Source organism: Clostridium fermenticellae, assembly GCF_003600355.1.
In the GTDB taxonomy this organism is placed as follows: domain Bacteria; phylum Bacillota; class Clostridia; order Clostridiales; family Clostridiaceae; genus Clostridium_AV; species Clostridium_AV fermenticellae.
On sequence record NZ_CP032416.1, the window covers coordinates 2554224 to 2573136 of the forward strand.

At 32.7% G+C, this 18913-nt stretch carries 16 protein-coding genes; 8 read left to right on the plus strand and 8 right to left on the minus strand.

Going from position 1 to position 18913, the window contains the following annotated elements:
* Positions 1–4 precede the first annotated feature (4 nt).
* Together D4Z93_RS11800 and D4Z93_RS11805 are read left to right on the plus strand one after the other, a co-directional pair.
* On the plus strand, positions 5–778 hold the full coding sequence (locus D4Z93_RS11800; RefSeq protein WP_119973758.1) for a PhzF family phenazine biosynthesis protein: 774 nt from the start codon (positions 5–7) through the stop codon (positions 776–778).
* Positions 779–818: 40 nt separating this feature from the next.
* Complete coding sequence (locus tag D4Z93_RS11805; RefSeq protein WP_119973760.1) at positions 819–1394, plus strand: flavodoxin family protein; 576 nt, start codon at positions 819–821, stop codon at positions 1392–1394.
* Positions 1395–2853: 1459 nt separating this feature from the next.
* On the opposite strand, the gene D4Z93_RS11810 is transcribed toward D4Z93_RS11805, so the two are convergent.
* Positions 2854–4263 (minus strand): sigma 54-interacting transcriptional regulator, encoded by a 1410-nt coding sequence (locus D4Z93_RS11810; RefSeq protein ID WP_119973761.1) that lies wholly within the window; start codon positions 4261–4263, stop codon positions 2854–2856.
* A 166-nt stretch (positions 4264–4429) separates the two neighbouring features.
* Between D4Z93_RS11810 and D4Z93_RS11815 the strand changes: the two genes are divergently transcribed.
* From D4Z93_RS11815 to D4Z93_RS11830, 4 genes are read left to right on the plus strand one after another with little or no spacing between them, the layout of a single operon-like run.
* Entirely contained in the window at positions 4430–5008 is a 579-nt protein-coding gene (locus D4Z93_RS11815; protein ID WP_119973763.1) for a 2-oxoacid:acceptor oxidoreductase family protein, read from the plus strand.
* Entirely contained in the window at positions 5005–5313 is a 309-nt protein-coding gene (locus tag D4Z93_RS11820) for a 4Fe-4S dicluster domain-containing protein (protein ID WP_119973765.1), read from the plus strand. The genes D4Z93_RS11815 and D4Z93_RS11820 overlap by 4 nt, the downstream gene beginning before the upstream one ends.
* A gap of 12 nt (positions 5314–5325) precedes the next feature.
* Positions 5326–6507 (plus strand): pyruvate ferredoxin oxidoreductase, encoded by a 1182-nt coding sequence (gene porA, locus D4Z93_RS11825; protein WP_119973767.1) that lies wholly within the window; start codon positions 5326–5328, stop codon positions 6505–6507.
* 13 nt (positions 6508–6520) lie between these two features.
* Entirely contained in the window at positions 6521–7456 is a 936-nt protein-coding gene (locus D4Z93_RS11830) for a thiamine pyrophosphate-dependent enzyme (RefSeq protein WP_119973769.1), read from the plus strand.
* 197 nt (positions 7457–7653) lie between these two features.
* On the opposite strand, the gene D4Z93_RS11835 is transcribed toward D4Z93_RS11830, so the two are convergent.
* From D4Z93_RS11835 to D4Z93_RS11850, 4 genes are all read right to left on the minus strand, one after another.
* Complete coding sequence (locus tag D4Z93_RS11835) at positions 7654–8955, minus strand: pyrimidine-nucleoside phosphorylase (protein ID WP_119973771.1); 1302 nt, start codon at positions 8953–8955, stop codon at positions 7654–7656.
* Positions 8956–8970: 15 nt separating this feature from the next.
* A complete protein-coding gene (deoB, locus tag D4Z93_RS11840; RefSeq protein ID WP_119973773.1) occupies positions 8971–10152 on the minus strand; it encodes a phosphopentomutase in 1182 nt (393 codons plus the stop codon).
* Positions 10153–10212: 60 nt separating this feature from the next.
* Positions 10213–10857, minus strand: coding sequence for a deoxyribose-phosphate aldolase (gene deoC / locus D4Z93_RS11845; RefSeq protein WP_119973774.1), 645 nt, complete (start codon positions 10855–10857; stop codon positions 10213–10215).
* 73 nt (positions 10858–10930) lie between these two features.
* Positions 10931–11329, minus strand: a complete 399-nt coding sequence (locus tag D4Z93_RS11850; RefSeq protein WP_119973776.1) for a cytidine deaminase — start codon at positions 11327–11329, stop codon at positions 10931–10933.
* Between the two features lie 583 nt (positions 11330–11912).
* Here D4Z93_RS11850 and D4Z93_RS13360 point away from each other — a divergent pair.
* Entirely contained in the window at positions 11913–13022 is a 1110-nt protein-coding gene (locus tag D4Z93_RS13360) for a transposase (protein ID WP_243105945.1), read from the plus strand.
* Between the two features lie 262 nt (positions 13023–13284).
* The gene (dapB, locus tag D4Z93_RS11860; protein ID WP_119973777.1) at positions 13285–14115 is read left to right on the plus strand and encodes a 4-hydroxy-tetrahydrodipicolinate reductase; all 831 of its coding nucleotides are present in this window, start codon (positions 13285–13287) and stop codon (positions 14113–14115) included.
* Positions 14116–14520: 405 nt separating this feature from the next.
* Here dapB and D4Z93_RS11865 read toward each other — a convergent pair whose 3' ends face one another.
* The 3 genes from D4Z93_RS11865 to D4Z93_RS11875 all read right to left on the minus strand — a co-directional run bounded on the left by D4Z93_RS11865 (position 14521) and on the right by D4Z93_RS11875 (position 18788).
* Positions 14521–14718 carry a cold-shock protein gene (locus D4Z93_RS11865; RefSeq protein WP_119973779.1) on the minus strand — a complete coding sequence of 66 codons (198 nt, stop codon included), beginning with the start codon at positions 14716–14718 and terminating at the stop codon, positions 14521–14523.
* A 226-nt stretch (positions 14719–14944) separates the two neighbouring features.
* Positions 14945–16795 (minus strand): APC family permease, encoded by a 1851-nt coding sequence (locus tag D4Z93_RS11870; protein WP_119973781.1) that lies wholly within the window; start codon positions 16793–16795, stop codon positions 14945–14947.
* A 136-nt stretch (positions 16796–16931) separates the two neighbouring features.
* A complete protein-coding gene (locus tag D4Z93_RS11875; protein WP_119973782.1) occupies positions 16932–18788 on the minus strand; it encodes an APC family permease in 1857 nt (618 codons plus the stop codon).
* Positions 18789–18913 lie beyond the last annotated feature (125 nt).

The following is an 18913-nucleotide window of genomic DNA, read 5'->3' on the forward strand; positions in this document are numbered from 1 at the left end:
TAAAATGAGGCAGTATGTAGTAGATGCTTTTTCGGATAAAGTGTTTGAAGGAAATCCTGCAGCAGTGTGTGTTATGGATAAATGGCTTCCTGATGAAATTATGATGAAGATAACAATAGAGAACTGTCTATCGGAAACAGCTTTTGCTGTAAAAGAAGGATCAGCTTATAAATTAAGATGGTTCACTCCTGGTGGCGAAATTGATTTATGCGGACATGCCACTCTAGCAACAGCATACGTTATAACTAAATTCATTGAATCTCACACAACTGAAGTTCATTTTAAGACACTTAGTGGACTTTTAGCAGTTGTAAAAAAAGGTGATCTTCTTGAAATGGACTTTCCAGCATATGATTTAAAAAAAGTAGATATAACAAATACAATCGTTGAAGCCATAGGAGTCAGACCTCTAGAAGTTTATATAGGAAGAGATTTGCTCTGCATTCTTAAATCCGAAGAAGAAGTTAGAAATTTAAATCCAAATCAAGAAAAGATCAATTCATTAGATGGATTGCTTTTACATGTTACAGCCAGAGGTAAGGAATTTGATTGTGTATCCAGATCATTTGCACCAAAATGTAATGTACCAGAAGATCCAGTATGTGGTTCAGGTCACTGTCACATTATTCCATTTTGGGCTAAAAGATTGAAGAAGAATAAATTAGTTGCCTATCAATCATCTCCAAGAGGTGGAATATTATATTGTAATTATCAAGGAGAAAGAGTAAAAATAAGTGGAAAAGCAGCACTATACTCCACTGCAAACATTAATTTTTAATGTATATTTTACATGAATGTTTATAAACAGGAGGCATAAAATGAAATATTGTATTCTTATGGGAAGCCCACGTAAAAGTGGAAATACATCTAAATTATTAAAACCATTTACTGAAGAACTTGAACTTCATAAAATTAAATATGATTTAATTTGGCTTTATGATAAACATATTGAGCCTTGTATTGCCTGCCGGAACTGCCAAAAAGACTGGACAATTTTTGGATGCAGATATTCAGATGATATGCAGGAAATTTTTGATAAAATATGTGATTGTGATGTCATTATTTTAGCTACACCCATTTACTCCTGGTACTGTACACCACCTATGAAATCAATGTTAGACCGTTTAGTATATGGAATGAACAAGTATTATGGTGATGAGAAAGGTCCTTCTCTCTGGAAAGGCAAAAAGTTAGCTATTATAACAACCTGTGGATACAGGCCAGAAAAAGGAGCCGATTTATTTGAAGAAGGCATCAAAAGATACTGTAAGCACTCTCAATTAAAATATATTGGAATGCTTGCTGAAAGAGATCCTGGCTATAAATCTACATTCATAACAGATGATAAAATTGAACACTCTAAATTATTTGCTCAACAGCTAATTAGTTTATAATATGCATATATTGCGTATTAAGCATTGATCATAGATATATGGTTATAAGGACAAACTCAACTCACACCGCAGAGGTATACTCACAAACTTCGGCACCCTAAAAAAGTTTTAACATCTCTAAGCTTGTCTTTTAAAAATTTAAGCAGATTATATAAACTCGCTTTGCTCAAACATATATAATCTACTAAAATTTTTCTAAAAGACTTCGCCAAGAGATGTAAAAAACTTTTTAGATGTGCCTTCAGTTTCCAAGTATACCCCTGCGGTGTGAGTTAAGTTTGTCCTTATAAATTATAAATCAAATGCTCAATAAAATAATTTCGCCTTTAAGGGTTTATGGCGATAGCCATATTGATTTAAAAGTCCTCTACTCCATTTAAATATAAATCATATATAATCTCACTCATTTTCTTGCAATAGTATTTGTCAACTTATATTATAATCTCCATGATTGTATTCTCTTTATAAAGGTTTTACGGACGTAGTCCTTGTATATATAACATTAATCCCGGAGGGATATTTCAAAATTACAGAAGTTATAATAAATAACGAAATTTTTCCCGGTAAAAGATTAAATATATCTAAAATTAAAATAACCTGCCCTTCACAAGAATAACAGAGCACCCTAACGGGTTTGAAGGCTTACAGTCTTCCTTCTTTAAGTTATAGTAATGACTGTACTAATTTAATTATTAGGATATTAACTTCCCGGGTATATAGTAAAACTCACATTTAAATTTAAATCTGTTATGAAAATAGATATGCTATTTTTTGTAACTCCCATAAGTTTAAAATATCCCTCCGGGATTATATTATTCGGGGGATTACCATTCATAAAATTCCAAATCAATTAAAAATATAGAATATCGCATTAAACAATTTATTGCAAACATAAGTAAAATTTTTACGTAGTGGAGTACTGTAAAACTGAAGACACATTTAAAACTTTTTCTATAAATTTTGACGAAGTGCTGTGAAAAACCTTAAAGTCCCGGATATCATTTAAAATATGATCTTATTCAGATTTTTTAATTACTTCAATATATGTTTAAAATTGTAATTATAGTATAAATTACAAGGGCTAATCGCCCTAGAACCCTTGAAGGTGATATTTCGCTTATTAAGCATATAACCTGGTTTAAATATTAGCTTATAAGGACAAACTTAACTCACACCGCAGGGGTATACCTGGAAACTGAAGGCACATCTAAAAAGTTTTTTACATCTCCTGGCGAAGTCTTTTAGAAAAATTTTAGTAGATTATATATGTTTGAGCAAAGCGAGTTTATATAATCTGCTTAAATTTTTAAAAGGAGAGCCTAGAGATGTTAAAACTTTTTTAGGGTGCCGAAGTTTGTGAGTATACCTCTGCGGTGTGAGTTAAGTTTGTCCTTATAGCAACAATGCTTAATACGCAATATATGCATAGTTTATCTTTATATCCATTGACAGGCATACTTCAACATTGGCCTTTTTTTCTTTTCATATAGTAGGCAACTTTATAATATTCAATATTGTACCCCTTTTCTTCAAGACATTTTGAAATCTTTCTAGGACCTAAACCCTGGCAGCTAAGTTCATCAATTATACTGCCAATATAACTATTAATTGTGTTATTTTCAATGCTATCTTGTTTATTAAGATTGTTATCATCAAAAAGCTCAAAGGGTAAATGTTCTAATTCCACTTTAGTTACTATTTCTTTACCATCGTGAATTTCTGAAATAAGAGGAGACGCTGCATCAATACTTAAGTTTATAACATCTCTCATTTGTCTTATGTTTCGAGGATAATGTGCTTTGAGTAGTATATCCCGGCATGAAGGATTTAAAACAACTTTATATTTAATATTATTATGAAGCATTACAGCATCTTCGTATTTTTTTACAAAGTGATTAAGTAAATCTATTTTCTCATCCAGGCTTCGATCTGCGAGTGAAGGTAAAATCAGCTCATATTGTGCAAGTCTTTGGTATAATTCTGGTAATAGTTCATCTTTAAGGTTTTTGGTTGATGCAGCAATAATAATTACATCAACATTAATTTCTTTCGATCCACCGATTCGTCTTATTTTACCAGATTCTATAGCTTTTAATAGAATGTTTTGATACTGCTCTAATGCATGAGCTTCATCTAAAAATAATATACCTCCATTGGCTTGCTCAAAAAGTCCTCTTTTCTGCTTAGATCCAGTATAAGCACCCTGCTCGGATCCAAAAATTTCAACTGCTGCTATATCTGAATTTGTATATTGAGCGCAATTAATTTCTACAAATGGAGCATTTTTATCTAGGACTCCTAATTTGACAGCATAGCTGTAAATCATTTTTGCCAGCATGGTTTTTCCTGTTCCGGACTCACCAATTATAATAGAATGTCTTGGACCTGCAAGTGATCCAACTGTTCTCTTGGCAGATCTCAGTACCTTTTCCAAAGAACCATCCTTACCAATAATGGACATAGGATCTGATTCAATTGAATTTAGCTCAAGTTGTAATTCTAATGATTTTATTTTTTTATTAAGAGCATCAATATCATTAACACTTTTAAAAATTGAATAAGCACCAGCAAATTCACCTTTAATGAATATGGGAAAAGAATTAACCATATATTTTCTATCGCCAACTTGATGAATTTTTTTATCATGAATTGAATGTTTATGTTTTAGTACAGGAAGCAATACAGCTTTAGGATAAAAGTCAGTTATCATTCTACCAATCATGGACTCTGGCTGTGTATTAACATAAGAAGCAGATATATTATTAGAAAAAATAAGCTGTCCATTAGTATTCACAATGTTAACTCCATCATTACAGTTGTCTAATATATCTTTTATAACATCATTAGTCAATAAATCTTTAAATTCCATTGCGCCACCACTTTTACAACATTATTTTTAATTATAACAATGATTATAACATTTTTTATAACAAATTTACATGAAAAACAATAAAATATTAGAAAAAACGAAGGATTTATCCTTTGGCATGGCAATTGCTATAATATTTAGTAAAATGATAAAAGGAGGATTTAAAATGTCTAAATTAATTGAAATTCGCTGGCATGGCCGTGGTGGGCAAGGAGCTAAGACTGCATCATTGCTGCTGGCAGATGCTGCATTTAATACAGGCTGCTACGTTCAGGGATTTCCTGAATATGGTCCTGAAAGAATGGGTGCACCAATTACTGCTTATAACAGAATAAGTACTGAAAAATTAACAGTGCACTCTAATATCTATGAACCAGATTATGTAGTTGTAGTTGATGAATCACTGTTAGAATCTGTTGATGTTACAGCAGGACTTAAAGAAAACGGTGCAATTGTTATTAATACAAAGAAATCACCGGAAGAGATAAAAAAGCACTTAAGAGGTTATAAAGGAAAGGTTTGCACAATAGCTGCAGGAAAGATTTCTGAAGAAGCCTTAGGGAAAAACTTTCCTAACACACCAATGCTGGGTGCAGTTGTAAAAGTAAGTGGAATTATGGATGAAGAAGCTTTTATTAAAGATATGGAAGCATCCTTTGCCCATAAGTTTGCGACGAAACCAGAAGTCCTCAATGGAAATATGGAGGCATTAAAAAGATCTATGAAGGAGGTGAAAGGAATATGAGAACAAAAGAAGGCAAAATAATTGATGAGAACATTACGTGGAAGGACATAACTCCAGGTGGTGTAATATATGAAAGTGGAAGTGCACAGCATTTTAATACTGGTGATTGGAGAACAATGAAACCTGTTTTTAAAGCTGAAAATTGTAAACAATGTTTGCTCTGTGTTCCAGTATGTCCTGACGCTTCAATTCCAGTTAAAGATGGTAAACGCGCAGAATTTGATTTTGAGCATTGTAAAGGCTGTGGTATTTGCGTAAAAGCATGTCCTTTTGATGCAATTGACTTTGTTAAAGATGAAAAGTAGAGGAGTGATATAATGGCTATTAGAGAAAGATTATCCGGTAATGAGGCTGTTGCTATTGCTATGAAGCAAATTAATCCAGACGTTGTAGCAGCTTTTCCTATAACACCTTCAACGGAAATACCACAATATTTTTCACAATATGTTGCAAATGGAAAAGTAGGAACAGAATTTGTACCTGTTGAATCAGAACATAGTGCAATGTCTGCATGTATCGGTTCAGAAGCAGCAGGAGCAAGAACTATGACAGCAACATCTTCTTGTGGTTTAGCATTAATGTGGGAAATGCTGTACGTAGCAGCATCTGCCAGATTACCAATTACTTTATCCTGTGTTAACCGTGCACTTACAGGACCTATTAATATAAATAATGATCATAGTGACTCAATGGGAGCTAGAGATACTGGTTGGATTCAAATTTACAGTGAAAGTAATCAAGAAGCTTATGATAATTTTATACAAGCAGTTAGAGTAGGTGAGCACAAAGATGTTCAACTGCCAGTAATGGTATGTCAAGATGGATTTATAACAAGTCATGCAGTTGAAAATATAGAGCTTATTGAAGATGAAAAAGTTAAAGCTTTCGTGGGTCAATATACACCAGAAGATTATATGCTTAATACTAAGAGACCTATTTCTATCGGACCGTATGATACAGTTGCTTATTATATAGAGCATAAAAGAAATCAGGCAGAAGCTATGAAGAATGCTAAAAATGTAATCCTTCAAGTAGCAGAAGAATTTGAAAAATTGACGGGTAGAAAATATGGTTTATTCGATACATATAAACTGGAAGACGCAGAGCTCGCAATTGTAGTTATAAATTCTACTGCAGGAACTGCAAAAGCTGCTATAGATTCAATGAGAGCTAAAGGCAAAAAAGTAGGATTATTAAAAATAAGGATTTTCAGGCCATTTCCAATGGAAGAAATAGCAAAAGCACTTCAACATGTTAAGGCTATTGCTGTAATGGATAAAGCTGAAGGTTTCTCAGCAGCAGGTGGTCCACTATTTGCCGAAGTAAGATCTGCTCTTTATGATGCTAAAGAAAAGCCTATGATTGTAAACTATATTTACGGTCTTGGTGGAAGAGACGTAAGAACAAATGATATCGAGAGTGTATATAATGATTTAGCTCAAATATGTCAAAATGGACAAACTGGAGAAGTATATAGATATTTAGGAGTTAGGGAATAGGAGGTGTAATATAATGAGTTATAATTTTAAGGAAGAAATGAATAAACCAGAAAGATTAACTGGTGGTCATAGAATGTGTGCCGGATGTGGTGCTCCTATTGCCGTAAGAGGAGTACTTAGAGCACTTAAAGCAGAAGATCATGCCATTATTGCAAGTGCAACAGGATGTCTTGAAGTTTCAACTAACTTATATCCTTATACAGCATGGAAAGATTCTTTTATTCACAGTGCATTTGAAAATGCAGGTGCAACTATAAGTGGTGCGGAGGCAGCTTATATTGCTTTAAAAAGAAAAGGAAAAATTGATGAGGATCATAAATTCATTGCATTTGGTGGAGATGGTGGTACTTATGATATCGGTTTTCAATCTCTTTCTGCTGCAATGGAAAGAGGTCATGACATGGTTTATGTTTGTTATGACAATGAAGCTTATATGAATACAGGTATTCAGAGATCCTCAGCTACGCCAAAATATGCTGATACTACAACAACACCAGTAGGCTCAGAAAGTTCAGGAAAAAAACAGTTTAGAAAAGATTTAACACAAGTTATAGCTGCTCACGAAATTCCTTATGTTGCTCAAACAACATTTATAGGAAATTTTAAAGATCTTCATGAAAAGGCTGAGAAAGCTATTTACACAAAGGGAGCAGCATTTCTTAATGTGTTAGCACCATGTCCTCGTGGATGGCGTTATAAAACAGAAGATATTATGGAAATTTGCAGATTGGCTGTTGAAACTTGTTATTGGCCTTTATTTGAGGTTATTAATGGAGAATGGAAACTTTCCTATAAGCCAAAGACAAAACTTCCAATTGAAGAGTTTCTAAAACCACAAAAAAGATTTAAACATCTATTCAAAAAAGGAAATGAACCTTTGATTGCGGATATACAAGCAAATGTTGATAAAAAGTGGAATGACCTATTAATTAGATGCGGAGAAAAGTAGAATAAATCTCTAAAAATTTCCTTCAATTATATTTTAGTATTCAACTTATAGATGTATGGAAGCATTACTGTAGTACATTTAAAGAGTTTTCCATAGTCTTAATAAAGTATTCTAGAAAATTTTAGCAGGTTATATATGTCTAACCTTGGGGGTATATATAATCTGCTTAAATTTTCTAAATACAAGCTTGAAGCTGTTTATTCCGTAATAATTTTATGGATCAAAACTGGTTTTTCTGCATAATCACTTATAGTTATATTCTCATAAACCTTATTCTTTACATCTTCTACATTTTCACGATCTGAGTAAATAGTCACAAGTAACTCGTCTTTCTTTACCTTATCTCCAACTTTTTTATTTAAAACTATTCCTACAGCCAAATCAATCTTGTCTTCTTTAGTGGATCTTCCTGCGCCCAAAAGCATTGCTGCTATACCAATCTGATCAGCTACCATATTTGAAACATAACCACTTATCTTTGCAGGAACATCAATTTTATATTTTGCCTGTGGTAATTTTTCAGGATTGTCCACAACTGATGGATCTCCTCCCTGATTTTTAAGAAATTCCTTGAATTTCTCTAATGCCCTGCCACTTTTTATTGCTTCACATAATTTTATTCTTGCTTCCTCTAATGTTTTTGCTTTTTTCCCAAGTACAACCATTTGACTGCCAAGAGTTAAAACAAGCTCCGTTAAATCCTCCGGTCCTTCTCCCCTCAATGTATCAATAGCTTCCTTTACCTCTAGAGCATTTCCTATAGCAAATCCTAAAGGCTGCGACATATCTGATATTATTGCCATAGTTTTTCTTCCAACATTATTGCCTATTTTAACCATGGCATGTGCAAGTCTTTCTGAATCCTCTTCTGTCTTCATAAATGCACCTGCACCCTTTTTAACATCAAGTACTATTGCATTGGCTCCTGCTGCAATTTTCTTACTCATTATCGAACTTGCAATCAATGGAATTGAATTTACAGTTCCAGTTACATCCCGAAGCGCATATAATTTTTTATCTGCTGGTGTCAAATTGCCAGTCTGCCCCATAACAGCCACCTTGCTTTTATTTACAAGGTCAATAAATTGTTTTTTTGTGAGTTCAACATGAAATCCATTTATTGATTCAAGTTTATCAATAGTTCCACCTGTATGGCCAAGCCCACGGCCTGACATTTTAGCTACAGGTACTCCTACAGATGCAACCATTGGTGCAAGTACGAGTGTTGTTGTGTCACCAACTCCTCCTGTTGAATGTTTATCTACTTTTATACCATCAATTGCTGAAAGATCAATAGCTTCTCCTGATTTAACCATAGCCATAGTAATATCCGCCATTTCACGATCAGTCATATCTCTAAAATAAATTGCCATTGCAAGGGCGCTTGCCTGATAATCAGGAATCTCTCCGTCGGTATAACCTTTTATAAAAAATCTAATTTCCTCGGTGGTCAATTCATGACCTTCCCTTTTCTTATCAATTATATCTACCATTCTCATTCTGGCATCCCACCTTTATATCAATTCTCGTAAAAAGCTTTGACCATGCTCAGGCATCTTAATATCAAAATTATCTGATATCGTTGCTCCTATATCGGAAAAAGTTTTACGTATTCCTATGTCTTTACCTTCTTTAAATTTCTTTGAATAAACAAGTAGAGGCACATATTCACGTGTATGATCTGTCCCGGTATATGTTGGATCATTACCATGATCTGCTGTAATTATAAGTAAATCATCTTCCCTCATTTTTTCCATGACCTCAGTAAGTCTTTCATCGAATTCTTCTATTGCATTACCGTATCCGATTGGATCACGCCTATGACCATAAGCCGCATCAAAATCAACCAAATTAGTAAAACTTAGTCCATGAAAATCATCATCTAGAAGCTTGATAAACTTATCCATACCATCCATATTTGATTTAATCCTAATGGCTTTTGTAATTCCTTCACCATCAAATATATCTCTGATCTTTCCAATAGCAATAGAACCAAATCCTGCATCTTTTAGATAATTCAACACCGTTTCAGCAAAGGGTTTTAGTGCATAATCATGTCTATTCGAAGTTCTCTTAAACGTATCCTTGGTTTTTCCAACAAACGGTCTTGCAATTATTCTTCCTAATTTATATGGTTCATCAAGCGTTATACTGCGGCAATACTTACATATCCTATAAAGTTCATCAAGTGTTATAATTTCTTCATGTGCAGCAATCTGAAGAACAGAGTCTGCAGAAGTATATACTATAAGTTCACCAGTTTTAAGCTGCCTTTCTCCAAGTTCCTTTATTATTTCTGTTCCACTAGCCGGCCTGTTTGCTATAACCTTTCTTCCCGAAAAATCTTCAATCTTTTTTATAAGTTCTTCTGGAAATCCATTTGGAAAAACCTTAAATGGTTTATCAATATATAGTCCCATCATTTCCCAGTGCCCTGTCATAGTATCCTTACCGTGAGAAGCTTCCTGCATTTTTGTAAAGTAAGCCTTTGGATGCTTTGCTTTTTTTACACCTTTTATTTTATATATATTTGACAATCCCATAGATTCCATGTTAGGTATGTTAAGTCCATTCCTTTTTTCTGCAATATGTGCCAAAGTATTGACTCCAAGATCACCAAATTTCCTTGAGTCTGGTGCCTCTCCTATTCCGACAGAATCCATAACTATAACATGTATTCTTTTAAATTTCTCCATCAAAATTCCTCCTAAATTATATAATTAGATTAATGGTGGCTGCTGTAAAAACTATAAAATTTACTCAGACATAATCGACATTCCTGCACTTGTACCTATGCGATTTGCCCCAGCTTCTATCATATCTAAAGCTTCCTTCCTAGTATGAATTCCACCAGATGCTTTAACTCCCATATCATTTCCTACCGCCTCACGCATAAGCCTGACATCATTAACTTTTGCACCATATGTTGAAAATCCTGTAGATGTTTTGACAAAATCTGCTCCTGCTTTCTTTGATATCCTACACACTTTAATCTCCTCATCATCGCTCAAAAGACAAGTTTCTATAATAACTTTTACAATTGCCTTTCCATTCGCAGCTTTAGCAACAGACTTTATATCATTTTCTACATATGCATAATTCTTATCCTTTAACTCTCCGATGTTTATAACCATATCAATTTCCTGTGCACCATTTTTTATTGCATCTTTAGCTTCGAAAACTTTTGTTTCAGTCGTATTTGATCCCAAAGGAAATCCTATAACCGTACATACTTTAACTTTACTTTCTGCCAAATTCTCACTTGCCAGCTTAACCCATGTAGGATTTACGCATACTGAAGCAAAATTATACTTTTTTGCTTCCCCAATCAATTTTAAAATTTCTCTCTTAGTTGCATCCGCTTTTAATAATGTATGATCAATCATCCCAGCTATATTCATGATCAATTTCCCTCCAAATACTAATTAATAATATATTACTTTTTTATATAAGTTTAGACTTGTAAGCTCTATACTATCTATCCAAGTCTTCTTTTGTAAAGGCTCCTGGTAATAATTCTTCCAAAGTTTTAATTAAATACTCATCCTCACCTTTTCCAATTATTATCTCTGCATCCTTTAAAGCAAATTCAGCTATAACCTGCCTGCAAATCCCACATGGAAAAGTATAATTATTTTCTACGCCAACAATTGCAATAGCTTTTATAGTCCTATTACCCTCTGATACAGCTTTAAATATCGCTGTCCTTTCTGCACAATTTGTTGCACCATAGGAAGCATTTTCAATATTACAACCTGTATAAATCTTATCATCTTCAGCTAACACAGCTGCTCCTACCTTAAAATTTGAATATGGAGCGTAAGCATTTTTTCTTCCCTCAAAAGCTTTATAAACTAATTTTTTATAATCCATATAATATCACCTATTGTTTTTTATTATTTTTCTAGTACTTCCTTTAACATAAGATCCTAGAGAAAGTATAAAATATTATTTATTACATGTAAACCTAAATTTATTAAATAATATTTAATGATAACAGTATGTATTTTGTCTATTCATTATAAGGTTTGTAATTCCAAGCTTAAGTTATACGTAAGCTTTCATTCATAAATCCTATAATACTTAAAAGTCGAAATTTTATGGATACTTGAAAATTATGTACATTCAGAAGTTTAGCACTTAAAAAATTTTTAGGATGGTAGTCCTTTGAATTATAAAGTCTTATGAATATTTACAGTAGAATTAACAGATTCCGATTTTTACTGGAAATTATACGGAAAAAATTTGCATAATAAAAGCATCCTTTTTATAATGGTTTTGCTAAAAACTAAAAATAAAAGGATGCTGATAAAATGAGTAAAAGTTATTTGAAACAGCTACTCACTTATATTAACAGGGTATATGATATAGGTGAAAAATCAATAGTTTAAAAAATAAAATAATAAAATCTCCAGCAAAAGTTTCAACAATAGCTTTCGTAGTATTATTTGGATTCATGCTTCAAATAAGAAGTTTCAATAGATTAGAACATTGGATTGAAAAGAATAAATTTAAAAAGGTATTACCTAAAAATACTAAAATGCTACGCATTGACGCCGTTAGGCGTTTCTTGAATGATTTTGATCTTGATGGCTTAAAAAATATCAACAAGCACATAATAAAAACTACTGCGAAGAATAAAGTATTTAGAAATGGTACTATAGATGGTTTAAAGGTAGCTGCCATAGATGGTGTAGAACTATTTGACAGTATTAAAAAATCTTGTAACAACTGCCTTACAAGGGTTGATAAAAATGGTATAACGCATCATTTTCACAGATCAGTAGTTTGTGCAATGGTTGGTTGTGATCCACATATTGTTTTAGATCAGGAAATGCTTGAACCCCAAAAAGATAGTTCAGGTAAAGATGAAGGAGAAATTACTGCCGGCAAACGTTTAATTAAAAAGCTGTATAAAAAATATCATCACTTTGCGGATATCATTGTAGCTGATGCTTTGTATTGTAATGCTACATGGATAAAAGAAGTACTCTCTATAGGAATGAATGCTGTAGTTAGAGTAAAAGATGAACGTCTTCACATTGTAAAAGACGCATTAGCTTTATTTAAATGCCGTGAGGCAGATAAGAACTGGATTGTAAGAAAAAATACAAATATCTACACAAAGATTAAGGCATGGGAAGATGATAATTTTGAAATGTCTGATAAGGATATAAAAGTAAGGTTCTTGAGGTTTGTGGAAGAAATTCATACTGGAGACAGAATAGAGATTAAAGAAGGATGGATCATAACAACAGATAAATTTACATCAGTAGAAAGCCTGTGGAAGATAATGCATAAAAGATGGGACATTGAAAATAATATATTTCATCAACTGAAGACGGAATGGCATTTAGATCACTGTTTTCTTCATAGCCCTACGGGCGTAGAAACAGTTTTAATGTTTATAATAATAGCATTTAATTTAATGCAGTTATACTTTTTTAGGTGTATAAGGGGTTTTAGAGAAAAGAATATGCTTCAAATGGATATTATTGAAGATATAAAAGATGAAAGATTTACTATAGAAGATAATTGGAATAACCCTATATTTGGAAAGACATAATTCAAAATTAAAACTGGAAATTGATTATATAAATTTATCGGGGTAAAGAGGTATTATAATTATTTTTTTGACCTAACGGTCTCCGTGCTTACCAGCTCTTTAAATAAATGTAATTGGATACAATTCCAGTAAAAATAAAATTTTTACTGGAATTTAGGTGCTAAATCTCTGATGTACATTAACTAATAATGACATATAACAACTTTAGTGATATAATAAAGTTGTTAGTAACAAAAAAATCATAAAAGGGAGGTAATTTTATTTGATTAAAGTAGGGTTAATAGGTTTAGGTAAAACAGGAAAGTATATTGCGGAGAGTATTTTACAGCAAGATAATATGACTTTGGTTGCCGCAGTTTGTAGTCCAAATAGTCAAAAAAAAGGAATGGATTTATCGGAGTTTCTTGGTAATAAAAAAGCAGAGATTAAAATAACCACTTCTGATGAACTTGAAGCTACAATCTTTAAAACAAAACCAGATATCATGCTCGACTTTTCAAGCTCAAAAGCAGCTATAAAGAATGCAGTTACATTATCAAATATGAAAGTAAATATAGTAATAGGTACTACTGGTTTTACAGATAAAGATATTGAAAAACTCAAAAACATATCTCGTGAATTTAAAAATGGCATAGTCTATGCCCCAAATATCACTTTAGGTGTAAATGTGATAATGATGCTAAGTAATATTGCAGCTTCTATACTCAATAACTACGATTTTGAAATTATAGAGATGCATCATAAAACAAAAAAAGACTCACCTTCAGGTACAGCTCTAAAATTATCCTCTGAAATAGAACTTGGTCTTAACTCATCAGGAATTCAAGATAAGGTCATCCCTATAAGCTCTATACGTGCAGGAGACATAGTAGGAAAGCATGAAGTTCTCATAGTCGGTGAACATGATAAAATAGAGATAAGCCATGAATCTTTTTCTAGAAAAGCTTTTACGGTTGGAGCAATTAGTGCCGTAAACTTCATTTATAAAAAATCCGGCTATTATGAAATGAGAGATGTTCTAAATTTAAAGGAATTAATCCTCAAATATATAGATTCATTAGAGGATGAATCTCCTGAAAGTTCCCAAGCTTAAAATCTTTTCTTAATTAAGATTAAACACTTCTTATATTCCAATTATAAGCACCCTTAAAAGAGGTGACTCATAAAAATTTACTATTAAAGTCACACCATAATAAAAGCTTAACTTATGCGTAGGCCGGGATTTCCAAAATACGTCACGTAAAAAATTTCTAGTAAGTCTAAGCTTCTACTTGTAAACTCTAATAAGGTTTGAAATTTTAAAGTTAATTTATACTTAAGGGAGATGCTGACAAAATATAGGTACATTAAATGCTTTTATTGTACCTATATTTTGTCAGCATCTCCCGGTGGATGGATTAACTTTTCATTTACAAACCCTATATAAATGACAGACAAATTTTTAAGAAAATATCAAAACCCCTTGAATAAAAATATCCAAGGGGTTAAGCTTCACTAATTAAAGAATTGTAACATTCTCAGCTTGAGGTCCTTTTGGTCCTTCAACTACTTCGAAAGAAACCTTCTGACCTTCTTCAAGAGTCTTATATCCATCTGTTTGTATTTGGGAAAAATGTACGAAAACATCTTTTCCATCTTCTCCTGTGATGAATCCAAATCCTTTTTGTGAATTAAACCATTTTACTGTTCCGTTCATGAGTGTATACCTCCAAAATTTTATTATTCTTAAATTCATTGTAATAACCCACCAATAAAATCTCGATTCAGTATACTATAATACTAGGTACCAATTGAAATATATTTGTGTTACATTATTTACCACTAATTTAAGATCATTTAAATAATATCACAGTTTGCATTATAAATCAAGTATTTTTACATATATTTTTGTTAAAATTTTAATAGTAATTAAATTTCAGTATTTATTTTTGATAATCATTCGGTAGATGATATGGAAAAGTGCATACTATAATATTATTATTCCTAAGTAATGTTTCTCTAATAAGGAAACCCGTATGATTATGCAAAACATTTCCGAATTTCTCATGCGTAACAAATTGAGGAACTATAACTGTTACTTTTTCATTTTCTCCTGCTGAATTTGCAATAAGTTCTATACTTCTTAACAGGGGATTTACAACTGTCCTATATGGTGAATATCTTGCTACAAGAAGTATATCTGTATCTAATTTACTCCATCTCTTTTTCAACTTTTCCATTGCTTCTTTATCTGTCGAAATATTGAGTGCAATTACATTATCACTCATGCTTTGTGCGTATTGGAGCGCTCCTATTGTCGCTTTGGTTAAACTCGCTATTGGAACTATCACAATGTGTGTGTATTTAATCTTAAAGTTGACTTTTTCTAATTTTATATTGCTGACACTGAGTCCTTCTGCAACCTTACTATAATGAGATTTAATCTTTAACTGAAGATAAATTATCATAGGTATAAGTATTGCAACTATAAATGCTCCGTCACTAAACTTTTCAACTAAAATTATCACAGTCGTAAAGAGTGTGACAAATGCGCCAAAGCCATTAATAACAGCCCGTTTCCTCCAGCCTTTTTCTTTAACCCTTCTCCAGTGATTTACCATTCCAAACTGCCCCAGTGTAAATGATATAAACACACCTACTGCATATAATGGAATAAGTCTGTGCGTATCTGCCTTAAATATGATAACCAAAAGACATGCTATCAACGATAGTGCTCCAATTCCAAATGAAAAGCTCAGCCTTTTCCCCCTTATTGTAAATTGTCTCGGTGCAAATCCGTCCTTTCCCATTATATACATAAGCATAGGAAATCCGGTATATGCTGTATTGCATGCCATTAAAAGTATCACCGCAGTACTGAACTGAATTACATAATACATCACTCCACTTCCAAAAATGGCTGATGCTATCTGTGATATAACTGTAGGTCCATTTGTTATTGGTACAGCTGTGTAAAATATTGCAAGTACAGATGTACCTCCGAATATACAAAGTATTAATATTGCCAAAAGTATCATTACAGTTTTCGCATTTCTCTGACCGGGTTCTTTAAAATTCGGCACAGAATTACTTACTGCTTCAACTCCTGTCAAAGCCGAACATCCAGAAGAAAATGCCTTTAAAATAAGAAATATCGACAAATCCTCTGTGGCCTCCGGCACAGCATAAATTGGCTGCGGGTGAATATTAAGTATAAAATATTTAAACAATCCATACAGAATCATAAAAAGCATACTAAAAATGAATATATAAGTAGGTATCGCAAATATCTTAGATGAATCACGTATCCCCCTTAAGTTTAAAATCATTAAGACAATAATTATTGATACAACAAATATCACCCTATATTGAGTCAATCCATTAAATGCCGAAACAATGGCATCTGCACCGGCACTGGCACTAACTGCAACCGTAAGTATATAACTTATTATTAGTCCTGAACCAGCAGAAAGTCCCGCTTTGTCTCCTATATTTTCTTTTGCAACCTTATATGATCCTCCACCCTGTGGATATGCCCTTATAATCTGAACATAAGAAATAGTAAGTATCACAAGTAATCCTATAATCATAAATGAAGTTAATGTAAGCCACTTGTAAGCCGATGCTCCTAAAACTATTAAAACAAAAAGAATTTCCTGGGCACCATATGCAACAGACGATATGGCATCACTTGCCATTATTGCAAGTCCAAAAGGAACATTATATTTTTCACTGCTTCCCTGTTCATTTGCTAAAGGTTCACCCAATAAAACATCTAAAAATTTTTTAGGCATAGCTATCCCCCTATATCTTATAATCATTTATATACTCTATTATTAGTTATTTTTCTTTATTTATACAAAAAAACATAGGTTCTGCCATAATATAATAATTGTAACAGAGCCTATTTATAATATTTAAGCTTTTAAATTAACTATTATCGACATTTTCATCTGATAAATGATACGGAAAAGTTGATACCATTATATTATCATTCCTGAGCAGTGTTTCCCTAATTAAGAAACTAGTATGGTTATGTAATATTTCTCCAAATTTCTCATGTGTAACAAATTGTGGGACCACAACTGTTATCTTTTCATTTTCATTTGCCATATTTGCAACAACTTCTATATAATTTAACAGTGGTGTAACAACTGCCCTAAATGGTGAATACTTTGTAACAAGTGATATATCGGTATCAAGCTTACTCCATCTTTTTTTCAACTTTTCCATTGCTTCCTTATCCGTAGAGATATTAAGTGCAATTACATTATCACTTATACTTTGTGCATATTGAAGTGCTCCTATTGTTGCCTTAGTCAGGCTTGCTATTGGAACTATTACTATATGCTTGTACTTTATCTTAAAATCCACTTTATTTAAATTTATTCTGCTTATGCTGAGTCCATCAGCTACCTTGTTATAATGTCCCTTAATTTTAAGCTGAATTAAAATTATTATTGGAATGAGTATTACAACTATAAATGCTCCTTCTCTAAACTTTTCAACTAAAATTATTACAGTTGTAAGAAGTGTTATAAACGCACCAAAACCATTAATGGCAGCTCGCTTCCTCCACCCGTTATCTTTATTTCTTCTCCAGTGATTTACCATTCCAAACTGCCCCAAGGTAAATGATATAAATACACCTACTGCATATAATGGAATAAGTCTGTGCGTATCTGCCTTAAATATGATAACCAAAATACATGCTATACATGACAAAGCCGTAATTCCAAATGAAAAGCTCAATCTCTTTCCTCTTATTGTAAATTGTCTTGGCGCAAAACCATCCTTTCCGACTATATACATAAGCATTGGAAAACCAGTATAAGCTGTATTACATGCCATTAAAAGTATCACAGCAGTACTAAATTGAATTATATAATACATTGGTCCACTTCCAAAAATAGCTGATGCTATCTGTGATACAACTGTGGGCCCATTTGTTATTGGTACAGCTGTGTAGAATATTGCAAGTACAGATGTACCTCCAAATATAAAAAATATTAGTGCCGCTAAGAGTATCATTACAATTTTCGCATTTCTCTGACCGGGTTCTTTAAAATTCGGCACAGAATTACTCACTGCCTCAACTCCAGTCAATGCCGAACATCCTGATGAAAATGCCTTTAATATCAAAAATAATGACAGATCACCCGTAGCCTCCGGCACTTTAAATATTGGTTGTGGATGGATATTAAGTATAAAATATTTAAATAACCCGTACAAAATCATAGAAACCATACTAAAAATAAATATATAAGTAGGTATTGCAAAAATCTTTGATGATTCGCTTATACCCCTCAAATTTAAAATAGTTAATATGATAATTATGGACACAACAAAAACAACCTTGTACTGCGCAAGACTGCTAAATGCTGAAACAATAGCATCTGCACCAGCACTGGCACTAACAGCAACTGTAAGTATATAGCTTATTATTAATCCTGCACCAGCAGAAAGACCTGCCTTAGCTCCTATATTTTCCTTTGCTACCTTATATGCTCCTCCACCTTGAGGATATGCTCTTATAATTTGAATATATGAAATAGTAAGTATTATTAAAAGCCCTATGATCATAAATGAAGTCCATGTTAGCCATTTGTAAGCCGACGCTCCTAAAACTATTAAAACAAAAAGAATCTCCTGGGCACCATATGCGACAGATGATATGGCATCACTTGCCATTATTGCAAGTCCAAACGGTATATTATATTTTTCACTGCTTCCCTGTTCATTTGCCAGAGGCTCTCCTAACAAAATATCCAAAACATTTTTAAGCATAAGTTGTCCCCCTAGATTAATATTCTGCAAAATATTTTATAGTAATATAACCTTTTGGTGCAATATTATAATTTTTATATTTATATGCCATAAAGCTTCAAATTTCCATGTGAATACGATTACAT

Bases quoted from the DNA above. Each gene is read 5' to 3' on its own strand.
- D4Z93_RS11800 (WP_119973758.1), top strand. From the start codon at position 5: ATGAGGCAGTATGTAGTAGATGCTTTTTCGGATAAAGTGTTTGAAGGA.
- D4Z93_RS11805 (WP_119973760.1), top strand. From the start codon at position 819: ATGAAATATTGTATTCTTATGGGAAGCCCACGTAAAAGTGGAAATACA.
- D4Z93_RS11810 (WP_119973761.1), bottom strand. From the start codon at position 4,263: ATGGAATTTAAAGATTTATTGACTAATGATGTTATAAAAGATATATTA.
- D4Z93_RS11815 (WP_119973763.1), top strand. From the start codon at position 4,430: ATGTCTAAATTAATTGAAATTCGCTGGCATGGCCGTGGTGGGCAAGGA.
- D4Z93_RS11820 (WP_119973765.1), top strand. From the start codon at position 5,005: ATGAGAACAAAAGAAGGCAAAATAATTGATGAGAACATTACGTGGAAG.
- porA (WP_119973767.1), top strand. From the start codon at position 5,326: ATGGCTATTAGAGAAAGATTATCCGGTAATGAGGCTGTTGCTATTGCT.
- D4Z93_RS11830 (WP_119973769.1), top strand. From the start codon at position 6,521: ATGAGTTATAATTTTAAGGAAGAAATGAATAAACCAGAAAGATTAACT.
- D4Z93_RS11835 (WP_119973771.1), bottom strand. From the start codon at position 8,955: ATGAGAATGGTAGATATAATTGATAAGAAAAGGGAAGGTCATGAATTG.
- deoB (WP_119973773.1), bottom strand. From the start codon at position 10,152: ATGGAGAAATTTAAAAGAATACATGTTATAGTTATGGATTCTGTCGGA.
- deoC (WP_119973774.1), bottom strand. From the start codon at position 10,857: ATGAATATAGCTGGGATGATTGATCATACATTATTAAAAGCGGATGCA.
- D4Z93_RS11850 (WP_119973776.1), bottom strand. From the start codon at position 11,329: ATGGATTATAAAAAATTAGTTTATAAAGCTTTTGAGGGAAGAAAAAAT.
- D4Z93_RS13360 (WP_243105945.1), top strand. From the start codon at position 11,913: ATGCTTCAAATAAGAAGTTTCAATAGATTAGAACATTGGATTGAAAAG.
- D4Z93_RS11865 (WP_119973779.1), bottom strand. From the start codon at position 14,718: ATGAACGGAACAGTAAAATGGTTTAATTCACAAAAAGGATTTGGATTC.
- D4Z93_RS11870 (WP_119973781.1), bottom strand. From the start codon at position 16,795: ATGCCTAAAAAATTTTTAGATGTTTTATTGGGTGAACCTTTAGCAAAT.
- D4Z93_RS11875 (WP_119973782.1), bottom strand. From the start codon at position 18,788: ATGCTTAAAAATGTTTTGGATATTTTGTTAGGAGAGCCTCTGGCAAAT.